General features: G+C 37.9%; 16 protein-coding genes and 2 pseudogenes. 11 read left to right on the top strand and 7 right to left on the bottom strand.

All coding sequences use genetic code 11. The features are described from left to right. Positions 1–54: 54 nt before the first annotated feature. The 3 genes from GCWU000282_RS13470 to GCWU000282_RS13460 all read left to right on the top strand — a co-directional run bounded on the left by GCWU000282_RS13470 (position 55) and on the right by GCWU000282_RS13460 (position 5957). The gene (locus GCWU000282_RS13470) at positions 55–1584 is read left to right on the top strand and encodes an ABC transporter substrate-binding protein (protein WP_023355712.1); all 1530 of its coding nucleotides are present in this window, start codon (positions 55–57) and stop codon (positions 1582–1584) included. A gap of 150 nt (positions 1585–1734) precedes the next feature. After that, on the top strand, positions 1735–2718 hold the full coding sequence (locus tag GCWU000282_RS13465) for a glycoside hydrolase family 130 protein (protein WP_035041100.1): 984 nt from the start codon (positions 1735–1737) through the stop codon (positions 2716–2718). A 122-nt stretch (positions 2719–2840) separates the two neighbouring features. Further along, positions 2841–5957: an alpha-mannosidase gene (locus GCWU000282_RS13460; protein ID WP_023355710.1), complete on the top strand. Its 3117-nt coding sequence runs from the start codon at positions 2841–2843 to the stop codon at positions 5955–5957. A gap of 67 nt (positions 5958–6024) precedes the next feature. Here GCWU000282_RS13460 and GCWU000282_RS16455 read toward each other — a convergent pair whose 3' ends face one another. The 4 genes from GCWU000282_RS16455 to pyrB all read right to left on the bottom strand — a co-directional run bounded on the left by GCWU000282_RS16455 (position 6025) and on the right by pyrB (position 7916). Next, on the bottom strand, positions 6025–6183 hold the full coding sequence (locus GCWU000282_RS16455) for a rubredoxin (RefSeq protein WP_023355709.1): 159 nt from the start codon (positions 6181–6183) through the stop codon (positions 6025–6027). Positions 6184–6324: 141 nt separating this feature from the next. Next, entirely contained in the window at positions 6325–6543 is a 219-nt protein-coding gene (locus GCWU000282_RS13455; RefSeq protein ID WP_023355708.1) for a hypothetical protein, read from the bottom strand. 15 nt (positions 6544–6558) lie between these two features. Beyond that, a complete protein-coding gene (locus GCWU000282_RS13450; RefSeq protein WP_023355707.1) occupies positions 6559–6990 on the bottom strand; it encodes an aspartate carbamoyltransferase regulatory subunit in 432 nt (143 codons plus the stop codon). Positions 6991–7001: 11 nt separating this feature from the next. Continuing rightward, positions 7002–7916 (bottom strand): aspartate carbamoyltransferase, encoded by a 915-nt coding sequence (gene pyrB / locus GCWU000282_RS13445; protein ID WP_023355706.1) that lies wholly within the window; start codon positions 7914–7916, stop codon positions 7002–7004. Positions 7917–8269: 353 nt separating this feature from the next. On the opposite strand from pyrB, the gene GCWU000282_RS13440 reads away from it, so the two are divergent. The 4 genes from GCWU000282_RS13440 (at position 8270) to GCWU000282_RS13425 (ending at position 11643) form a co-directional block, all read left to right on the top strand. Then, complete coding sequence (locus GCWU000282_RS13440) at positions 8270–10549, top strand: hydratase (RefSeq protein WP_023355705.1); 2280 nt, start codon at positions 8270–8272, stop codon at positions 10547–10549. A gap of 69 nt (positions 10550–10618) precedes the next feature. After that, a complete protein-coding gene (locus GCWU000282_RS13435) occupies positions 10619–11035 on the top strand; it encodes a hypothetical protein (protein WP_023355704.1) in 417 nt (138 codons plus the stop codon). An 87-nt stretch (positions 11036–11122) separates the two neighbouring features. Further along, complete coding sequence (locus tag GCWU000282_RS13430) at positions 11123–11380, top strand: type II toxin-antitoxin system RelB/DinJ family antitoxin (RefSeq protein ID WP_035041096.1); 258 nt, start codon at positions 11123–11125, stop codon at positions 11378–11380. Beyond that, positions 11380–11643 carry a Txe/YoeB family addiction module toxin gene (locus GCWU000282_RS13425; protein ID WP_023355702.1) on the top strand — a complete coding sequence of 88 codons (264 nt, stop codon included), beginning with the start codon at positions 11380–11382 and terminating at the stop codon, positions 11641–11643. The genes GCWU000282_RS13430 and GCWU000282_RS13425 overlap by 1 nt, the downstream gene beginning before the upstream one ends. A gap of 191 nt (positions 11644–11834) precedes the next feature. Here the strand turns inward: GCWU000282_RS13425 and GCWU000282_RS16845 are convergent, their stop codons facing one another. Together GCWU000282_RS16845 and GCWU000282_RS17580 are read right to left on the bottom strand one after the other, a co-directional pair. Beyond that, positions 11835–12011 carry a hypothetical protein gene (locus GCWU000282_RS16845; protein WP_169730274.1) on the bottom strand — a complete coding sequence of 59 codons (177 nt, stop codon included), beginning with the start codon at positions 12009–12011 and terminating at the stop codon, positions 11835–11837. Positions 12012–12212: 201 nt separating this feature from the next. Beyond that, positions 12213–12503, bottom strand: a pseudogene (locus GCWU000282_RS17580) (transposase); the annotation flags it as partial. A 583-nt stretch (positions 12504–13086) separates the two neighbouring features. Between GCWU000282_RS17580 and GCWU000282_RS13415 the strand changes: the two are divergent. Both GCWU000282_RS13415 and GCWU000282_RS13410 read left to right on the top strand, forming a co-directional pair. Beyond that, complete coding sequence (locus tag GCWU000282_RS13415) at positions 13087–14643, top strand: hypothetical protein (protein ID WP_035041090.1); 1557 nt, start codon at positions 13087–13089, stop codon at positions 14641–14643. 520 nt (positions 14644–15163) lie between these two features. Further along, a complete protein-coding gene (locus GCWU000282_RS13410; RefSeq protein ID WP_242828968.1) occupies positions 15164–16144 on the top strand; it encodes an FMN-binding protein in 981 nt (326 codons plus the stop codon). A 130-nt stretch (positions 16145–16274) separates the two neighbouring features. Here the strand turns inward: GCWU000282_RS13410 and GCWU000282_RS13405 are convergent. Continuing rightward, positions 16275–17289, bottom strand: a pseudogene (locus GCWU000282_RS13405) (IS1634 family transposase); the annotation flags it as partial. Between the two features lie 2 nt (positions 17290–17291). On the opposite strand from GCWU000282_RS13405, the gene GCWU000282_RS13400 reads away from it, so the two are divergent. Then, positions 17292–17477 carry a Txe/YoeB family addiction module toxin gene (locus tag GCWU000282_RS13400; protein WP_456297523.1) on the top strand — a complete coding sequence of 62 codons (186 nt, stop codon included), beginning with the start codon at positions 17292–17294 and terminating at the stop codon, positions 17475–17477. Between the two features lie 179 nt (positions 17478–17656). Then, positions 17657–19948 carry a ribonucleoside-diphosphate reductase subunit alpha gene (locus tag GCWU000282_RS13395; protein ID WP_023355693.1) on the top strand — a complete coding sequence of 764 codons (2292 nt, stop codon included), beginning with the start codon at positions 17657–17659 and terminating at the stop codon, positions 19946–19948. The last annotated feature ends 31 nt before the right edge of the window (positions 19949–19979 follow it).

Genomic DNA, 19979 nt, shown 5'->3' with positions numbered 1-19979 from the left:
AGCAATTATGCTTTTAGATAAATATATGTAAACAAAAGGAAGGAGAACTTTATTATGAAAAAAAGATGGGGAAAACTGTTAGCTTTAGCACTTGGAGCTTCTATGGTTTTTAACTTGGCTGCTTGCGGAACAAAGACTGATAACAAGACAAGCCAGTCAAAGACAAGCTCAGCTAAGTCAACTGTTTCTACAGCATCTGCTTCTAAGACAACAAGCAGTGCATCCAAAACAAGTGAAACAAAGCCTGAGGAGATAGTAAATCTCAAATGGGTACAGGTTGGTAGTGGTCAGCCTGATAACTATGATGCTTGGAAAGAGCACATCAATAAGTACTTAGGAGAGAAAATCGGCGTAAATATTGATGTTGAGGTAGTAAGTTGGGGAGACTGGGATAGCAGAAGAAGTACTCTTGTAAATACAGGCGGTGACTACGATATTATGTTCACCAATGCAAATACTTATGTACAGGATGTGAAGATGGGAGCTTTCCTTGATATCACAGATTTACTTAAGGACAATGCACCTAGTCTTTTAGCTTCTATGCCGGAAGATTATTGGAACGCTACAAGAGTAGACGGAAAGATTTATGCCGTGCCTACATATAAAGACAGCTCAATGACATTCTACTTTATCCTTGTAAAGAAATTGCTTGATAAGTATGGTATTGATGTAAATTCTCTTAAGGATCTTAACGATTTAACAGAGCCTTTAAAGAAGATTAAAAAGGGTGAGAATGAAGTACCTCTTGTGCTTAACAAAGAAGGTGTTTCCAACTCTCTTGTAGAGAAGAAATATGACAGTATGGGACTTCCGGGTCTTGGAGTAAAATATTCAGACAGCAGCAAGAAGCTTGTGCCTGTTTTCGAGCAGGAAGATGTAATGAAAGAGCTTAAATTACTTCATCAGTGGTATAAAGACGGACTTATCAATCCTGATGCAGCTACACTTGCAGAGAAGCCTAAGTACAGACCTGTCAGTATTGAGCAGGGCTGGAGCGGTGCAGCTAAGACAGTATGGGGTCCTAATATGGGTGAGGAAGTAGTAGCAGTACCTTGGGGAGAAACAGTACTTTCTAACGTAACAGTTGGTGGTTCTCTTAACTGTATCTCAGCCAGCTGCGAGCATCCTGACAAGGCTCTTCAGTTCTTAGAGCTTGTAAATACTGACAGCTATGTAAGAGATTCATTCTTCTATGGTCTTGAAGGTGAAAAGGCCGACTGGACATATACAGCAGATAAGAAGGTTCACAAGAACAATGACGAGTGGAAGATGGCTGGTTATACACAGGGTTCATTCTTCATCGTTTCACAGAGAGATGATGTAGATTTCAATCAGTGGGATGAAGTTAAAGAGCTTAATGCTAAGGCAACTCCTTCTCCTGTACTTGGTATCAACCTTGATGTCTCTGAGTTTGAAGATGAGATGGTAAACTGTGTTGAAATTTACAATAAGTATAAGAGTGAGCTTTTCACAGGTACCAAAGATCCTGAGACTATGGTAAAGACCATGATGGAAGAGATGAGGAAAGCAGGTTTTGATGATATGATGCAGAAGGCTCAGGCTCAGATTGATGCTGCTAAATAATTAGAAATTTAGATACAGATAAGCATATAAGAATAAGACAAAATTAGATACTGTTTTATGAAAATAGAAGAGTTTTTTCCCGAATTTGTCCGTAAAGCGACGATTGACGGAAAAAACTCTTTTCAAAATCAGTTTGCAAGGAGAATAGAAATGAATAGTGAGATTAAGTTACCTCAGATACCTTGGGAGGAAGACAATACAGGCGGCAAGGAACCTGTTTGGAGATATTCAGGTAATCCGATTATAGGCAGGGATGGCAATAAAATATCAAACAGTGTATTTAACAGTGCAGTAGTGAGATTTGAAGACGGTTTTGCAGGAGTGTTCAGATGTGACAGCCGTTCTATAAGTATGGATATCTTTGTAGGAAAAAGTAAAGACGGAATCAACTGGGAAATAGAGGATGAGCCAATAAAGTTTGAAGGTGCTGACGAAGAAATACTAAAGAGAGAATACAGATACGATCCGAGAGTTTGCTTTATTGAGGACAGATACTATATAACCTGGTGTAACGGTTATCATGGACCAACTATCGGAATTGCTTATACTTTTGATTTTAAGAAATTTGTACAGCTTGAAAATGCCTATCTACCATTTAACAGAAACGGAGTTTTATTCCCAAGAAAGATAAACGGTCTTTACATGATGCTTAACAGACCTAGTGACAATGGTCATACTCCTTTTGGAGATATTTTCATAAGCCAGAGTAAGGATATGGAGTTCTGGGGCAGACACAGACATGTAATGGGTACAATCAAAGATGATATTTCTGCCTGGCAGTCCACTAAGATAGGTCCAGGTCCTATTCCTATCGAAACAAATGAGGGATGGCTTATGATTTATCATGGAGTTATAAATACCTGTAACGGCTTTGTATACCGAATGGGAGCTGCCCTTCTTGACTTAAATGAGCCTTGGAAGGTTCTGGCTCGCAGCAAGAACTATATTTTAGCTCCTTGGGAACAGTACGAGTGTATGGGAGACGTTCCAAATGTGGTATTCCCTTGTGCCGCACTTCATGATAAAGAAAGCGGAAAGATAGCTATTTACTATGGTTGTGCAGATACAGTAACAGGACTTGCTTTTACAACAGTAGACAGACTTCTTGAATATGTAAAAAAGAATAAATTATAAAACATTTTAACCCGGGTTATTCAAAAATACCTTGTGGAACATATCTATGTATGTTAATTTAAAGTTATGTAAAATAAGAAATGAATAATTTGGGTAAAAATTTTTTGTTTTAGGAGGAAGCTATGAGATTTTTAGATAAGCGGGTACAGGTTATTTGTGATAATCTTAACAAACTTAAGATAAAGCAAAAGCTTGACTTAGATAAGTGGCAGTATAAAGAGGGAAGATTTTTCAGACCTTGTGAGGCAGAGAAGGCTGAGGCAGATTTTGAAGAATTTGACTCCGTAAATATGCATTGGTACGGCAAAGATAAGCATTACTGGTTTAAGAAAAAATTTGTTGTTCCTGAAAATATGGCGGGCAAAAGAATTTTCTTAAAACTTGCTACTCAGATTGAAGAATGGGATGATGCAAAGAATCCGCAATTCCTTGTGTTCATAAACGGTGAAGTGGTACAGGGTATGGACATGAACCACAGGCTCTTATTCTTAGGAGATAGCTTTAAGGGCGGAGAAGAGCTTGATTTTGACATTCAGGCATACAGCGGAATTTTACATGATGAATTCCTCTTCATTGCTTCTATAATTGAAATAGATGAAGAGGTAGAGGGACTTTATTTTGACCTGTGGGTACCTCTTTCTGCCTTCCCTAGAATGGCAGAGGATGATAAAAACAGACAGGATATCGAGGAAATACTGAATACAGCAGTAAACTTCCTTGATCTTAGAACTCCTTATACAGAGGAATTTTATGCAGGAATAAAGGCAGCAAGAGATTATCTTAAAAAGGCTTTATATGAAGACCATGCAGGATACAGTGATGTAATAGCTACCTGTATAGGTCATACCCATATAGATGTGGCTTGGTGGTGGACAGTAGCTCAGACAAGAGAGAAGGTTGCAAGAAGTTTTGCTACTGTATTAAAGCTTATGGAAGAGTATCCGGAGTATAAGTTTATGTCAAGTCAGCCACAGCTCTATGTCTTCCTTAAAGAGAGATATCCTGAAATCTATGAGAAGATTAAGGAAAAGGTGAAAGAAGGAGTTTGGGAGCCTGAGGGCGGTATGTGGCTTGAGGCAGACTGTAACCTTACTTCCGGTGAATCACTTGTAAGGCAGTTTATGCATGGTAAAAAGTTCTTCAAAGAGGAATTCGGAGTAGACAATAAGGTGCTTTGGCTTCCTGACGTATTCGGTTATTCGGGCTCTCTGCCACAGATAATGAAGCGAAGCGGCATTAAATATTTTATGACAACAAAGCTTGCATGGAACCAGTTTAACAAGATTCCGAATGATACCTTTATCTGGCGCGGAATAGACGGCTCAGAGATTTTCACACATATGATAACCACACTTGGAATAGGTCAGCCTGTAGTGAACTTCTTTACAACCTACAACGGAGAGCTTCACCCTGATGCTTTGATGGGGGGATGGGAGAGATATCAGAACAAACGTATAAACAATGATATTCTTATATCATACGGCTTTGGTGACGGTGGTGGCGGTCCTACCAGAGAAATGCTTGAAACTGCGAGAAGAATGGAAAAGGGAGTTAAGGGTATACCTAAGGTAAGAAGAGAATTTGCCGGTAAATACTTTGAAGAGCTTGAAGCAAAGGTAAAAGACAATAAGAGACTTGAAACCTGGGAAGGAGAGCTTTATTTTGAGTATCACAGAGGAACCTATACCTCTATGGCAAGAAATAAGCGTAGCAACAGAAAGTCAGAGCTTGGGCTTATGGATCTTGAATTCTTCTCTGTTCTTGCAGATAAGAAACTTGCTTATCCGGTTAAAGAGCTTGATGAAATGTGGAAAACAGTGCTTCTTAACCAGTTCCACGATATACTTCCGGGTTCATCCATCAAAGAAGTATATGAGGTAACAAAGGAAGAGTATGAAAGGATTGCCGAAAATCTTGAAAAAGAGACAAAGGCAAGACTTGAAGCCCTTGCAGATGAAAGAGAGGGCATAACTGTATGGAATACTACAGGGCATAAACGTTCAGATATAGCTATACTTCCTGAAGGAGAGTATGAAGGTCTTAAATATGAGGATGGAACAGCCGTAAAAGTCCAGCTTACAAAAGACGGAGCTGTAGCCTTTGTGGAGAATATTCCTTCAAAGGGCTATAGAACCCTGTATTTTGATAAAACAGAAAAAAAGGCTGAACTTCCGTTTAAGCTTACAGGAGACAGAAGTCTCGAAACTCCGTTTTATAAGATTGAACTTGATGAAAATGCTCTTTTTAGTAGTATTTTCGATAAGGAAAATGATAGGGAAGTCTTAAAGGCGGGTGAAAAGGGAAATCTTTTCCGTATGTATGAAGATAAGCCTATCTACTATGATAACTGGGATATAGACATTTTCCATACAGAGAAATACTGGGATGCTCTTTCTGTAGAAAAGATGGAATGGCTTGAAATAGGAGAGGTAAGAGCTACCCTTCTTGTAGAAAGAAAGATAAGCAATTCTGTTATCAAACAGAAGATTCATTTCTATGCAGATAATAGAAGAATAGACTTTGAGACCTATGTAGACTGGAAAGATAATCAGCATCTGTTAAAGGTACATTTCCCTGTTGACATTCATTCTGATGAGGCTACATTTGAGATACAGTTTGGTAATGCTGTAAGGAAGGTGCATACCAACACAAGTTGGGATGAGGCAAGATTTGAAAGCTGTGCCCAGAAGTGGATGGATTTCTCAGAAGGCCACTATGGTGTTGCTCTCCTTAATGATTGCAAATACGGTCATTCAGTAAGAGACGGAGTACTTGGACTTACTCTTATTAAATCAGGTATAGAGCCTAATCCTACAACCGACCAGGAGGAGCATTTCTTTACTTATGCCCTCTATCCTCATGCTGAAAACTGGCGTTACAGCAATGTATCTGATGAAGCATATAATCTTAACCAGCCGCTTAAGGTAGTAAATAAGGCTATGGCTGAGGATGTATATTCTTATGCTAGTGTAGATAAGAATAATGTTGTTATTGAAACAATTAAAAAGGCTGAAGACGGTGAAGGAACAGTTATAAGGCTTTATGAGAGAGATAACGCAAAGACTTCTGTAAGGCTTCTTGTAGATACTGAGTTTACTAAGGCATTTACCTGTGACCTCCTTGAAAATGAAGAAGCAGAGCTTAAGGTAGAAGAGACAGTAAATGCTTATGGAAAGAAGGTAAAAGAAGTTAGTTTGAAACTTAAGCCTTTTGAAGTGTATACTGTTAAGTTTAAATAAATTTTAATTTAAAAAATGCTGCCACAATCCAAATTTTGGAAGGTGACAGCATTAAAAATTTAATCTCTTACTGCTCGGAAAACATATCCTTGCCAACTCCGCAGTCAGGACATTCGAAATCATCAGGAAGATCCTCGAACTTTGTTCCCGGAGCTATCCCCATCTCTGGACATCCCTCTTCTTCGTTATATACCCATCCGCAAACATCACATACATATTCTTTCATAAGTTTTCTCCTTTATTTTCAATAATTATTAAGAGTACTGTATTTCCTCTATCTAAAAATAGATTATACACTATTTAATTGTGGAAAACAATATCAAAAGTGTATATATTTTTAAACATGGGTTATCGGATATTTATATAATTATCTAAATTTCAAAAGCCAGATAAATATATAAATTGCGACAGGAATAAAGCCGGTGCATACAAAGCTTGCTATAAACAGAGCATGGGCAGCGGGACTTGCCATAAATGAGGTGATAAGAGTAGCTCCGTAAAGCCCTAAAAGCAAGACAACACCTATAAGAGCAAGCACCCGCTTAATTTTCTTAAGCTTAGTTTCTTTTTCTTTATTCTCTTCCATAATCCTCCGATACTATTACTTATTCATCTTATATGCCTGCTCACAGTATGTACAGCGGTAAGTTCTGTTTACCTTATCGGTAAGCTTAAAGATATGCTTAAGTCCGCGTTCTGCTGATGTTATACATCGCGGATTTTTGCAGACAAAAATATTATTTACTGTCTCAGGCAGGCTTGGGTGAAGCTTATCTTTAATCACACCATCAACAATAACATTTACGGTTATATTATCCCCGAAAATGGATAGAAGTTCCAGGTTTAAATTCTCAGGTATTCCCTCTATTTTAATTATATCTTTCTTACCCATCTTAGAACTTCTGGCATTCTTTATAATGGCTATCTGATGGTCATATTTGCTTAAGTTCAGATAGTTGTAAATTGACATTGAAAGTCCGGCAGGGATATGATCAATTACATAGCCTGAATTAAGACCACTTATATTTAACATGCTTTACCTCCTTATGCTAACTCAAGTAAACGAAGTATCAGAGCCATTCTTACATAGACACCGAATTTTGCCTGTTTGAAGTAGGTTGCTCTCGGATCATTGTCCACTTCAGTTGCTATTTCATTAACTCTTGGAAGCGGATGCAGTATCATAAGGTCAGACTTGGCATGGGCAAGCTTTGGCATATCAAGTATATAAGTATCTTTAAGTCTGATATAGTCTTCTTCGTTGAAGAAACGTTCACGTTGTACTCTTGTCATATAGAGTACATCCAGTTCCGGAAGTGCATTTTCAAGAGAGGCTGTCTCCGTATAAGGGGAATTATTTGCATCAAGGATTTCGGTTTTAACGTATTCAGGAAGCTTCAGTTCATCCGGGGATATAAGTACAAATTTAATCTCAGGATATCTTACAAGCTCCTGTATAAGAGAGTGTACGGTTCTTCCAAATTTAAGGTCTCCGCAAAGTCCCACTGTTATATTTCCTAATTTGCCGCGGAGTTCTTTTATGGTAAGTATGTCCGTAAATGTCTGGGTGGGGTGGTTATGTCCTCCGTCTCCTGCATTTATTACAGGGATTTCCGAATACATGGAAGCCACCTGAGGAGCTCCTTCTTTAGGGTGTCGCATAGCACAGATATCAGCATAGGCTGAGATTACCCTTATTGTATCGGCTACGGTTTCGCCCTTTGCGGCTGAACTTGAGGAACTTTCAGAAAAACCGAGGACACTTCCGCCAAGATTAAGCATTGCTGCTTCAAATGAAAGGCGGGTTCGTGTACTCGGTTCATAAAATAATGTAGCTAATTTTTTGCCATGACAGATTTCCTTGTATTTTTCAGGGTATCTGTAGATATCGCCGGCAAGAGCCAAGATATCATTGGTTTCATCAACTGAAAAATCAAGCGGACTTATCAGATGCCTCATAATTACCTCCTGTTAATATGCGTTAGTATTTCTGCTTAATTTTATTACAGATTTACGATTATGACAAGAGGTATACTTGATAATTATTTTAAAATGCTTTATTATAGGGAAAATCAATAAAAATGAACCTCAATTATTTATGCCGGAGGTCACATAACATTTATTTCTGTATAGTACGGTAGGATAAACTGTTGTAGAGCTGTGACTATGGGGAGATATTACCGGACATCTGTCAAATATCACAGCTTAGATGCTGTGGCTTGGTTACGATATTTTATAAGATGTTTCATGGATAATTTGGGGTAAATTGTAAGAATTATGCCTATAAGTAACTATGGCAGAATGGAGAATATATGATTAAATTATCGAATAACGGAGTATATATAGTAAACGGTAAAGTTTTTGAGGACGGAGCAGATATAAAAGAGAGGCTTGCGGGTGAGGGTGTAAATATAACAAAAGAAGAGGCTAAGAAGAATACCTTATCTTACGGAATACTTGAAGCTCATAATAAATCAGAAGATATGAAGAATCTTAAGCTTAAATTTGACTGCCTTGCTTCTCATGACATTACCTTTGTAGGTATAGTGCAGACAGCAGTTGCATCAGGTATAAAGCAGTTTCCTGTGCCTTATGCACTTACCAACTGCCATAACTCGCTTTGTGCGGTAGGTGGCACTATAAATGAAGATGACCATATGTTTGGACTTTCCAGTGCCAAGAAGTTTGGTGGAATGTATGTACCTCCTAATCTTGCGGTTATTCATCAGTTTGCGAGAGAAGTGCTTGCAGGCGGTGGCAGAATGATACTTGGTTCAGACAGCCATACCAGATATGGTGCGCTTGGTACTATGGCTATAGGAGAGGGTGGCCCTGAGCTTGTTAAGCAGCTGCTTGGCCAGACCTATGATGTTGCCTGTCCTGAGGTCGTAGCCGTAAGACTAACAGGAGAGCCTGTAAAGGGTGTTGGGCCACAGGATATAGCCCTTGCTATTATAGGTGAGGTATTTGAAAAGGGTTATGTAAACAATAAGATAATGGAATTTATAGGCGATGGAATTAAACATCTGAGTGTTGATTACAGAATAGGCATAGATGTTATGACTACCGAAACTACCTGCCTTTCTTCGATTTGGGAAACTGATGAGAAGGTTAAGGAGTTTTATGAGATACATCAAAGACCGCAGGATTATAAGGAACTTAAACTTACAGACCCTGCTTACTATGATGGACTTATTGAAGTTGATTTGAATAAAATAAGACCTATGATAGCCATGCCGTTTCATCCAAGCAATACCTATTTAATAGATGAGGTAAATAAAAATCCTAAAGATATTTTACACGAGGTGGAGGAAAAGGCAAAAATAAGTTTCGGTAAAGATATTAAATTTTCACTTATGGATAAAATTAAAAACGGTAGAATTCAGGTAGACCAGGGAATAATAGCAGGTTGTGCAGGAGGCGGTTTTGAGAACCTCTGTGCGGCAGCAGATATACTTAAGGGTAAATATATAGGAAACGATGAGTTCTCTATGAGTCTTTACCCTGCCAGCCAGCCTATTTACATAGAACTTGTAAGAAATGGCACTGTTGCAACACTTATGGAAACAGGAGCGGTTGTAAAATCGGCCTTCTGCGGACCTTGTTTTGGTGCCGGAGATGTGCCTGCAAACGGAGCATTTTCCATAAGACATTCTACGAGAAACTTCCCAAGCAGGGAAGGAAGCAAGCCCGGAAGCGGACAGATGGCTTCGGTTGCCCTTATGGATGCAAGAAGTATAGCTGCAACTGCGGCAAATAAGGGAAGACTGACTTCTGCTTGTGAGATAGATGTGGAATATAGTAATCCTAAGTATTTCTATGACGGAAAAATATACGATAACAGGGTATTTAACGGTGTCGGCAAGCCGGATTTCTCTGCTGAACTTAAATACGGACCTAATATAGTGCCTTGGCCAAAGATGGAGAAGCTTGCAGATGATATACTGATTAAGATAGTTTCAGAAATACATGATCCGGTTACTACAACTGATGAACTTATTCCTTCGGGTGAAACCAGTTCGTACCGCTCAAATCCTCTCGGGCTTGCGGAGTTCACTCTTTCAAGGAAGGATCCTGATTATGTGGGTGAGGCAAAAAAGGTTAGAAGTATGGAAGAGGAAAGACTTGCAGGTAAGGCTTTTACCGATGATAAACTTAATGAGGTGGTAGCCATATTACAGACCTATGATGATGATTTTAAGTCTGAACTTACGGAGATAGGAAGTGCCATCTATGCGGTTAAGCCGGGTGACGGCTCAGCCAGAGAGCAGGCGGCAAGCTGTCAGCGTGTGCTTGGAGGACTTGCCAATATTGCAAGGAGTTATGCAACCAAGCGTTACCGCTCAAATGTAATGAACTGGGGTATGATACCGTTTATTTATGAAGATGAAAATATTCCTTTTCATAAAGGTGATTTCCTTTATATAAAAGGAATTAAGTCTGTTATCGAAAACGGAGAGAGTAATGTGAAAGCTGTGATAGTAAATGAAAACGGAACTAAGGAGATAGAGTTGTCTCTCGGTGCTATGACAGATGAGGAGAAGGATATAATTGTGAGTGGTTGTCTGATTAATTATAATAATAGAGGTTAATCATTATTAAGATAATAAAGGGTATTTATAATATTAATAGAGGTAATAGTAGTGTGAAGGGAGTTTAACATGGGGTATACACAGGAAAACTTTGAGGAATGGCTCATTCTTATTGATTTTAAGATGGATTATTTTACAGGAGAATTTGCTAAAGAGCAAAAGTTGAAGCTTGATTACAGTATTGAGTCGCTGGATGAAATTGAAGGCTGGATTTTAGCTAATTATAAAGAGATTAAAGACCTGATCGCCGACAGTAAGATGCTTGATTATCTTACGATTTACATTGGTGAGACGTTTAGAAAATATATTGGCGGAAAATGGTTCATTGACCTGAAAAATAAGAAGAATGCATATTATGGAATGCCTGTACTTACAGATCCCTCCTATAAATATGAACGATATGCAGCTACAATGACTTTTGCAACTGCCTGCATAGCAAGGCAAAAAGGCGACTATATCAGCACAATACTTAGAAATAGTTTATAATCTGCACCTTACTTGCAAATGTATATTAAAATGCTTGTGTAAATCTATAAGGTGTAATATAATAAAACTATGGAAAGGAGTGATAATATGACACAGATCAGCTTGCGTGTAGATGAAGAGGTGAAGCGTAATGCAGAAAAAACTTTTAATGAAATTGGACTTAGTATGTCTACAGCTATCAATATTTTTCTAAAAAAAGTTGCCAGAGAAAACCGTATACCATTTGAGCTATCAGCAGATCCTTTTTATAGCAGGGAAAATATGGCTGAGCTTGAGAGACGTATAAATTCAGTTCGTTCAGGTGAAAGTACATTAAAAGAACATGAACTGATAGAGGTAGATTGATGAAGAAACTGTGGCAAGATGAAGCTTGGGAAGACTATGTTTACTGGCAGACACAAGATAAGAGGACATTGAAGAAAATAAATAAACTATTAAATGATATTGACAGAAATGGATATAAATGTACCGGGAAACCTGAACCGCTTATCGGAAACTTGGCCGGATACTGGAGTGTCCGTATTGATGAAAAGAATAGGATTGTATTTCGGATAGAAGGTGACAATCTGGAAATTATGCAATGTGGTAAGCATTACAGAGATAAATAAGGTTAAGAAATTAACAGTATCCTTTGCTTTTATATGTATTATTCTTACTATAAAATTTAGTGAAATGATATATATAACAAGCAGAGGATTTTTTTGTTTAATAAGAAGTTCCTCCGTTTTAAACGATGCCAAGACATTTAAAACAGTAATGCCCGCCAGTCTGCGGGCATAGAAAACAAGGTGGTGCGAGGTTAAAAGATATAAAATCCTTCTTCACCTACATCGTCAGTATCCTCATCGTTTAGAAAGTAATCCATGTCCAGCAGGTCACCCACACTCATGTAGCGGATGTCCTCACTGGTCATGCCTTCCGGCGGATTGAGCATATATTTTTTTCTGAGTTCCTCTGCAAGTTCTTTTTCAGTCATATCAGTTGCCTCCTTTACCTCAATTTTATACCGTTTTGCGGAGGCTGTAAATACATGAATTAAGTACTGGAACGCCAATGCTTCGCCATATAGCGAATATGTGCCCTTTCATAAAGTTCTTGAAGAGAAACCCGGTGATGGTTATGGTAAATTTCTAAAATTTCCATTGTTGTTTTACAGTTAGGACATTGAATGGGATAGATCGGCAAGAGTTGGTTTTGCATAAACATAGAATCCTTTGTCAAGCAGTTTGTACATCTGTGCCTTTATACATTTAAATGATGGTCCAAGCGTAGCTTCAAGTTCATTTAACAAAACCGTACGGAATGATTCACGCAGGAGTTTGTAGTTGAAGTGGCGGATATTTCTCCATTCCCCGTCATCGGAGTGTCCACCTTCAGATATTAGGCAATGAATATGGGGATTCCACTCTAATGGTCTTCCAAATGTATGTAGAACACATATGAATCCGGGAGTAAAGTTTTTGGATTTGTAATAAGTCCAATTTTGGCTAAGATATTTCATAAACATAAAACACTATTTTTTTTTCTTATTTCCCGTAGAATAGGCATTCAAAATTAATATACCTCCTATGCCTATAAAAATGGCATATTGATTGTTATTACCGGAATAATACATATTTCCTGCAAGTATAAGCATAATAACACTTGCTATCATTTTTTATCTGAAAGACAGTAAATTTTCTCAGTTTCATAAGTACCTCCAAACTGCTTATTACAACGATTATAGTGCTTCTGTGCATAAAGGTAAAGCATAAAATAAATTGGACCGGTTAATTTATTTATAAATTATATTAATTTATTTACTGACTTTAATTACCTTGACAATTTATAATTTTAATGACATAATAGTGCGTGCCTATGTTAGATATAACTAACCAACACCTGTACAGTACAATATGAATCAGGTACTATCTGACAGAAGCTTTACACTTGTATGCTGTAAGGTTGTCAATATCAGGAAAGATATTGAAACAGCCTTTGCATAAATAAACACACGTATACACAGATGCACAAAGTGCATCAAAATCAAGAAAGGGAGAGTATTAAGTCCAATGAAAAAAAGATTACTATGCAGTGTCATGTCGGCAACTTTGGCAGTAAGTCTTATAACAGGGTGTTCATCGGGAAATTCAAACACTATATCAAAAACTGCTTCAAGCACTACAACATCGGGGAAGTCATCGGCTTCTCAGTCGAAAAGCAGCTCAGCTGCCTCAAATAACAGTTCGGGCAGTTCTTCGGCAGAAACATCAGGCGATTATGTATATGCAAAGATAGCTGTTCCTTATGCTGATTTCTACTATGGTGAGCTTAATAATGTTGAACCGGAGAGTGATCCGGCTAGTCTTGCACCACAGCTTGACAAGGAAGATGCCGTTGAACAGGTCGGATTTAGAAAAGAAGGCTTCTATGATGCGGTAAGTTCTCCTACAATAGACAAGGCTGAGCGCTTTACTGCAGTGAACACTGCGGTGGAGGGAGAAAAATCCGAGTATTTCGGCCCTAAGGAAGTGAATGTTGCAATTTCCAAAAAACTGTATGAAGAGGCTCAAAAAGCTATACAGGATAAAAAGGAATCGAAAAACAAGCTTTTGGAATTTGTAGAAGAAATTAAAGCAACAGATGATAAAGAGCCTGTTGAATATAAGGTTATAAATTCCGACGGAGTGCTTAGCAAGACTATAGGAAAGGTTGAAAAAAATGCTGATGCAACAGCTGAGATTACAACCACCTCAGCCTATGGCAATTATGAGATTACTATAAATGGTGTTGAGATAGATCCTGAGGTTATGCAGGGGGCGATTATTGAAACCTCGGATGGTGAAAGATTTGGACTTAAGCATCTTGATAATTTATGGCTAAAAGCCAATGAAATATCATTTTCAGCTAAAGAGTTCACAGACATGAATCATAATGCACCAAAAGAATATGAGAGATTCAAAGATATACCGGGAAAGACCATAACAAAGGTAACCTATATGCTTGCCAATACAGATGATGTTGAGATAGACACATCACTTTACTGCAAAGAGCTTGCTCCTGATAGCTATAAACTTAGCGGAGATGAAACAGTAAGCTATAGTAACAAGGGCACAAAAGTAAATTATAAGCTTGAGACAGGTGATCAGAAGTATGCTTTTGAAAGAGCAGTTTACAGAAAAATGAATGTTGAAGCCAGCATCGATTCTAAAAAAGATGGCGTTCTTGTACTTCCTAAGGAATGCACACCGGGTAACTACCAGCTTATATTCTCAAATGACAAATATTCTGACCTGTCATTTATGTGCCTTGTAGAATCCGGTTTGAAAGCGGGTGATTTCAGCTTCAAGGACAACAAGCTTTCTCTTAAGAAAAATTCTAAGGGAATTGACATCGCAACCTACATTGGCTCTATAACCTCTGCAAAAGTCGGAGAGATAGAGTACAGAGGAGGCAGAGGAAGGATGTTCGGCGCAACTGTGTTTAATGATGACGGAAGCATCAAGCTTGATGCCGCATATAATTCTGATTCAGGTTCAGAGCCTGTATTCACCGGTTCAGATACATATAAGGTAATACTTACTGCCGATGGATACCCTGATGTTGAATTTGAGGTAAAAGCTAAATAAGCATAGTAAATTTAACACATTTAAGTCCAAATTATTAATAAAATATCTTGCGCAATATCGTAATTAGGCAATAAGTTTAAAATCATGATGTTAAGCAGATGTTTGGTAATATCACCCCATAGTCACGGATGAAAAGACTGCATAGCCGTCGTTAGCACACGAATTGAGCTGTCCGTGACCTATGGGGTGAATATTTGGGTTAAATTAAGCAAATGAAAGGACTTTAGTATTTGATTTTATGAAACTTATCATATGTCTGATCTGTTCTATGTGGTTTTTTGCAACATTTAATAACCAGGTAAAAAAACATGCAGCGGCATTTTACATTATTACAGTGCTTATATCTGCATTTACCGTATTTGTTCCCCACAAATTTCTCCCGCCTTTGTTAGTTATGTTTATAAATAAAATATTTGTAGGAGGAGTGCTTCAGGGAGCAATATTTATAATTGTAATGTATGTAAGCGTACTGCCGCAAAAAACCCGGCTCCGTATAAAACTAAGCAAAGTAAGGGGAGAAATGGCGATAATAGCGGCCCTTTTTACATTGATACATAATATATCTTATGGTAAAAGATACTTTATGCTTTTATTTACAGATATATCTGCTTTAAAGCCCTATGAGGCTGCGGCTGCACTGCTTTCAGTATGTATGATAGTGCTGCTTGTACCGCTTACTGTAACCTCTTTTAACATTATAAGAAAGAAGATGTCAGGAAAGAGCTGGAAAAAGCTTCAGAGACTTTCGTATATTTTATATGCACTTTTATATTTTCATATAGTTCTGATATTTTCAAGAGGACTTTTAACAGGGAGGCTGACATACCTTATTGATTTATATATTTATACCTTAATTTTCGGAATATATGCTGTATTAAGGCTGATTAAGTATTTTAAAAAGAAAGCAGGTAATGTGACATCAAAGAGAGAAAATGGTGCAGAAAGCTTTAATACGGCTGATTATATAAAAGGCAAAACTATTTTAAGCACAGCGCTCTTTTCGGTTGTTATGCTAGCAATATGTGTATATTCCACCTACACATACAGAAGCGCGGACGTTAATAATACAGTAGAGGCAAAAGCCGATGGACAGATTCAAGATAAAATCGATGCAAAGACAGGAAGCAATCGAAAAGAAACTTCCGAGGCTGACAATGGCGGAACCGGTTCAGCTAACAAAGCAGATACGACTCAGAATGTGCAGGAACAGCAAAACTCAGTTGCAGGCGGTGAGGGCTTTAAGGATGGTGAGTTTGAGGGAAGTGCCGTAGGCTACAATGGTAAGCTGACTGTAAGTGTGGTTGTCGAAGGCGGAAAGATAAAGGATATAAAGATAGTCAAGCACATTGATGATGAAGAATATTTTTATCCTGCAAGAGACAAGATTATACAGTCGATTCTTGAAAAACAGAGCACGGATGTTGATGCCGTAAGCGGAGCGACAACAAGCTCGGATGCTATAATAAAGGCAATAAAGAGGGCATTGGGGGAGAAAAAATAGAGTTTTACTTTAAAATTCCCTCTTGACATCTTAGGATTAATCCCATCTTTGACACTTGCAACAATCAAAAAGGCTCTAAACCCGTTTATAATCAGGGTTTTAGAGCCTTTCTATATGCAAAAAAATGTAGCTATTTTTCTTCTTTTTTCATCAAGGTAAAAATTTTTCTCATATTTCTGTTTGAAACGATTTCAAAATCAGTTCTGAAGCCTGAAATTTCATGTAAAGCATCTGTAAGGTCTGTTCTTTCATAAACAGGAATGTAACCATCCCCGGAGATATCATCATATTCATATTTCTTAGGGTTTGTATGATTTCATGGCATGAAAAGTTTGTTTCAGGGAACTTCTCTGCAAGCCTTTTCTCTAAAATACGATAGAGTACAAGGGAAGCATAGCAAGTAAGAAAATGAGCCTTAATCCTGTCTTCTCTTGAGAGATAAACAGGTCTTGCCTTAAACTCGGTTTTCATTATGCGAAAGCATTCTTCGATTTCCCGGTGCTTATGGTTGATTCTTACAATGGCTTCTACGTTGTCATCGAGGTTTGTACATACTGCATAAAAGCCGTCATACTGTTCTTCTTCGGCTATCTTTTTCGTATCCAAGTCAATGAGAGATTTTTCTGCTGCTTCTCCATGCCTTGTGATATGTTCTTCTGATAAGAGGCGTTTATAATCGTTTGCAGACCTTTTTGTATCATTGAATCTCATGTTTGCAGTAGAAGAGAGGCTGGAGTCAGTACACACAACAAGTTTATCTATTCCGAAATCAGATATAACTTTTTTCTCTAAAGGTGCAAGAGATGGCTGCTCGTTCTGGTTGCCCGGAAACATGGAGAAGGCAAGTGGGATTCCATCTGCATCCATAAACAGCCCCATCTGTACAATAGGGTTTGGTCTATGTTCTTTGGAGATACCGTATTTACAAAATTCATCTTCATCCTCTGTTTCAAAGTAGAAGTTAGTACAGTCATTGTAAAGGATATGTTTCTTTCTATATCTGACAAGGAATTCTCGTAAAGTCTTTTCTGTATCAGGTCATTTTCCTTTGCAATAACTTCAAGAGCACGATAAACCTGATGAAGCCCAAACTTTCTCTTCTCCAGGAAATTTTCTGCATAATGGAACGAAGCTTCCTTTGAAGAAAATAAATAAACTATTAAATGATATTGACAGAAATGGATATAAATGTACCGGGAAACCTGAACCGCTTAGTGGAAACTTGACCGGATACTGGAGTGTCCGTATTGATGAAAAGAATAGAATTGTATTTCGGATAGAAGGTGACAATCTGGAAATTATGCAATGTGGTAAGCATTACAGAGATAAATAAGGTTAAGAAATTAACAGTATCCTTTGCTTTTATATGTATTATTCTTACTATAAAATTTAGTGAAATGATACATATAACAAGCAGAGGATTTTTTGTTATTTTCACAGGTTTACAAAACCACTTCCATAGTCTATAATATCAAAATGTAGTATTTTTATAGAAAAGGAAGCACAATATATATGGACATTTTGATTAAAAAGCGTAACGGAAGATATGAGAATCTTTGCGTGGAAAAGACTAAGAAGATGGTAGCTCTTGCCTGTGAAGGCTTAGACGGCTGCGACCCTATGGAGCTGGAAATGGACTCCAAGATTCAGTTTAAAAATGGAATGAGCACAAAGGAAATTCAGCAGGTACTTATCCGTTCTGCTATCGAGAAGGTTATTGTAAATGAACAGAGTGAAAACGGCAGCGGTCTTAGCCGTATGAACAGCAAGTGGCAGCATGTGGCAGCAAGGCTGTTTTTGTTTGACCTTTACAAAGAAGCTAAAATAAGTCGTAATTATAAGACTTTTGGCTATGGTGATTTTAAAAAGCTTATCGAAATGCTGGTTGAGAGAGGAATCTACACAGAGGATTTTATTACAAAGTACACAGAAGCCGAAAGAAGAGAACTGGCTGAATATATAAAACCGGAAAGAGACTTTCTTTTTAATTATGAAGGAGTGAAGCTTCTTGCGGACCGCTACCTTGTACATGGTGTTAACGGAGAGGTAATGGAGCTTCCTCAGGAAAGATTTATGGCAATAGCTATGCATCTTGCCAGCGTAGAAGAAGATAAGGTGTATTATGCCAAGGCTTTTTATGACTTGCTCAGTAAACTTAAAATGACAGTGGCAACACCGACTCTTGCAAATGCGGGAACAACTTTTAACCAGCTTTCAAGCTGTTTTATAAGCACAGTTTCTGATAATTTATGGTCGATTTATGATGTAAACTCCAAGTTTTCCAAAGTATCTAAACATGGAGGTGCACTTGGAATTTATCTTGGCAAGGTCAGAAGTCTTGGAAGTGATATAAGAGGATATAACAATGCTTCCGGTGGTGTTATTCCTTGGGTAAGGCTTTATAATGACACTGCGGTTGCAGTAGACCAGCTTGGAAGAAGAAAGGGTGGAGCTTCCATTACCCTTGATATCTGGCATAAGGATTTATATGAATTTATAGATCTTAGAACAAATAACGGTGACGACAGAAGAAAGGCACATGATATTTTCCCTGCTATAAGCATACCGGATATTTTTATGGAAAGACTTATAAACAGGCAGGAATTCAGCCTTTTTGATCCTCATGAAGTTGAAAAACTTATGGGATTTTCTTTGGAAGATTACTACGATAAAGATGAAAAGCATAAAGAATTTTCAGAAAGATATAAACTTTGTGAAAATGATAACAGACTTACCAAAATAACTGTTCCTGCCCTTGATATAATGAAAAAAATAATGAAAAGTGCGGTAGAGACAGGTACTCCGTTCATTTTCTTCAGGGATACGGTAAACAGGGCAAATCCGAACAGCCATGCAGGTATGATTTACGGTTCTAATCTTTGTCACGAGATAGCTCAAAATATGAGTGAGACTAAGTATGTTTCTGAGGAAATAATTACCGAAAACGGTGAAACAAAGATAGTCACAACAGTTAAATCGGGAGATATGGTAACCTGTAATCTTAATTCGGTAAATCTCGGAAATGTTACATTAGAAGAGCTTAAAGAAAATGTGCCTTTACAGATAAGGATGCTTGACAATGTAATTACTCTAAATATGTTCCCGGTAGCAGATGCAAAGGTGACCTCACTTAAATATCGTGCAATAGGGCTTGGTGTGAGCGGATATCATCATTATCTTGCTAAAAATGCTATAGCCTGGGAAAATGAAAAGCATATTGAAGAGGCGGACAGACTTTTTGAAGAAATAGCTTATAATGCTATTAAGGCTTCTATGGAGCTTGCCAAAGAAAAAGGAGCTTATGCTGAATTTGAAGGCTCGAAATGGCAGACAGGAGAGTATTTTGATGAAAGAGGCTATGTAAGCGAAAGGTGGCAGGAATTAAAGAAAGATGTAATGAAGTATGGGCTTAGAAACGGCTATTTGATGGCGGTTGCCCCTACCGGAAGCACATCCAACATAGCAGGAACTACAGCAGGAATTGATCCGATATTTAAGAAGTTTTTTGTGGAAGAAAAGAAGGGAAGCTTTACTCCTAAGACAGCTCCTGAGCTAAATGACGAGACCTTCTGGTATTATAAAGAAGCACATTATATTAACCAGCTTTGGTCGATAAGAGCCTGTGCGGCGAGACAGAGACATATTGATCAGGCACAGTCTTTTAACCTCTACATTACGCCTGAGGTTAAGGCAAAGGATATACTGGATATGTATGTTGAGGCTTACAAGGCAGGTATCAAAACAATTTACTATGTAAGAAACAGGTCACTTGAAATGGATGAGTGTACAAGCTGTTCAAGCTGATAGAGTGAAAATTACTTTCGCCTGTAATTTA

Source organism: Catonella morbi ATCC 51271 (assembly GCF_000160035.2).
GTDB classification, from domain to species: Bacteria; Bacillota; Clostridia; order Lachnospirales; family Lachnospiraceae; genus Catonella; species Catonella morbi.
Note: the sequence above shows the minus strand (reverse complement) of the source record. Positions and strands in the feature narration are given on the sequence as shown.

Excerpts from the sequence above, each read along its gene's own strand:
- GCWU000282_RS13470 (WP_023355712.1), top strand. The coding sequence starts at position 55 with ATGAAAAAAAGATGGGGAAAACTGTTAGCTTTAGCACTTGGAGCTTCT.
- GCWU000282_RS13465 (WP_035041100.1), top strand. The coding sequence starts at position 1,735 with ATGAATAGTGAGATTAAGTTACCTCAGATACCTTGGGAGGAAGACAAT.
- GCWU000282_RS13460 (WP_023355710.1), top strand. The coding sequence starts at position 2,841 with ATGAGATTTTTAGATAAGCGGGTACAGGTTATTTGTGATAATCTTAAC.
- GCWU000282_RS16455 (WP_023355709.1), bottom strand. The coding sequence starts at position 6,183 with ATGAAAGAATATGTATGTGATGTTTGCGGATGGGTATATAACGAAGAA.
- GCWU000282_RS13455 (WP_023355708.1), bottom strand. The coding sequence starts at position 6,543 with ATGGAAGAGAATAAAGAAAAAGAAACTAAGCTTAAGAAAATTAAGCGG.
- GCWU000282_RS13450 (WP_023355707.1), bottom strand. The coding sequence starts at position 6,990 with ATGTTAAATATAAGTGGTCTTAATTCAGGCTATGTAATTGATCATATC.
- pyrB (WP_023355706.1), bottom strand. The coding sequence starts at position 7,916 with ATGAGGCATCTGATAAGTCCGCTTGATTTTTCAGTTGATGAAACCAAT.
- GCWU000282_RS13440 (WP_023355705.1), top strand. The coding sequence starts at position 8,270 with ATGATTAAATTATCGAATAACGGAGTATATATAGTAAACGGTAAAGTT.
- GCWU000282_RS13435 (WP_023355704.1), top strand. The coding sequence starts at position 10,619 with ATGGGGTATACACAGGAAAACTTTGAGGAATGGCTCATTCTTATTGAT.
- GCWU000282_RS13430 (WP_035041096.1), top strand. The coding sequence starts at position 11,123 with ATGACACAGATCAGCTTGCGTGTAGATGAAGAGGTGAAGCGTAATGCA.
- GCWU000282_RS13425 (WP_023355702.1), top strand. The coding sequence starts at position 11,380 with ATGAAGAAACTGTGGCAAGATGAAGCTTGGGAAGACTATGTTTACTGG.
- GCWU000282_RS16845 (WP_169730274.1), bottom strand. The coding sequence starts at position 12,011 with ATGACTGAAAAAGAACTTGCAGAGGAACTCAGAAAAAAATATATGCTC.
- GCWU000282_RS13415 (WP_035041090.1), top strand. The coding sequence starts at position 13,087 with ATGAAAAAAAGATTACTATGCAGTGTCATGTCGGCAACTTTGGCAGTA.
- GCWU000282_RS13410 (WP_242828968.1), top strand. The coding sequence starts at position 15,164 with ATGGCGATAATAGCGGCCCTTTTTACATTGATACATAATATATCTTAT.
- GCWU000282_RS13395 (WP_023355693.1), top strand. The coding sequence starts at position 17,657 with ATGGACATTTTGATTAAAAAGCGTAACGGAAGATATGAGAATCTTTGC.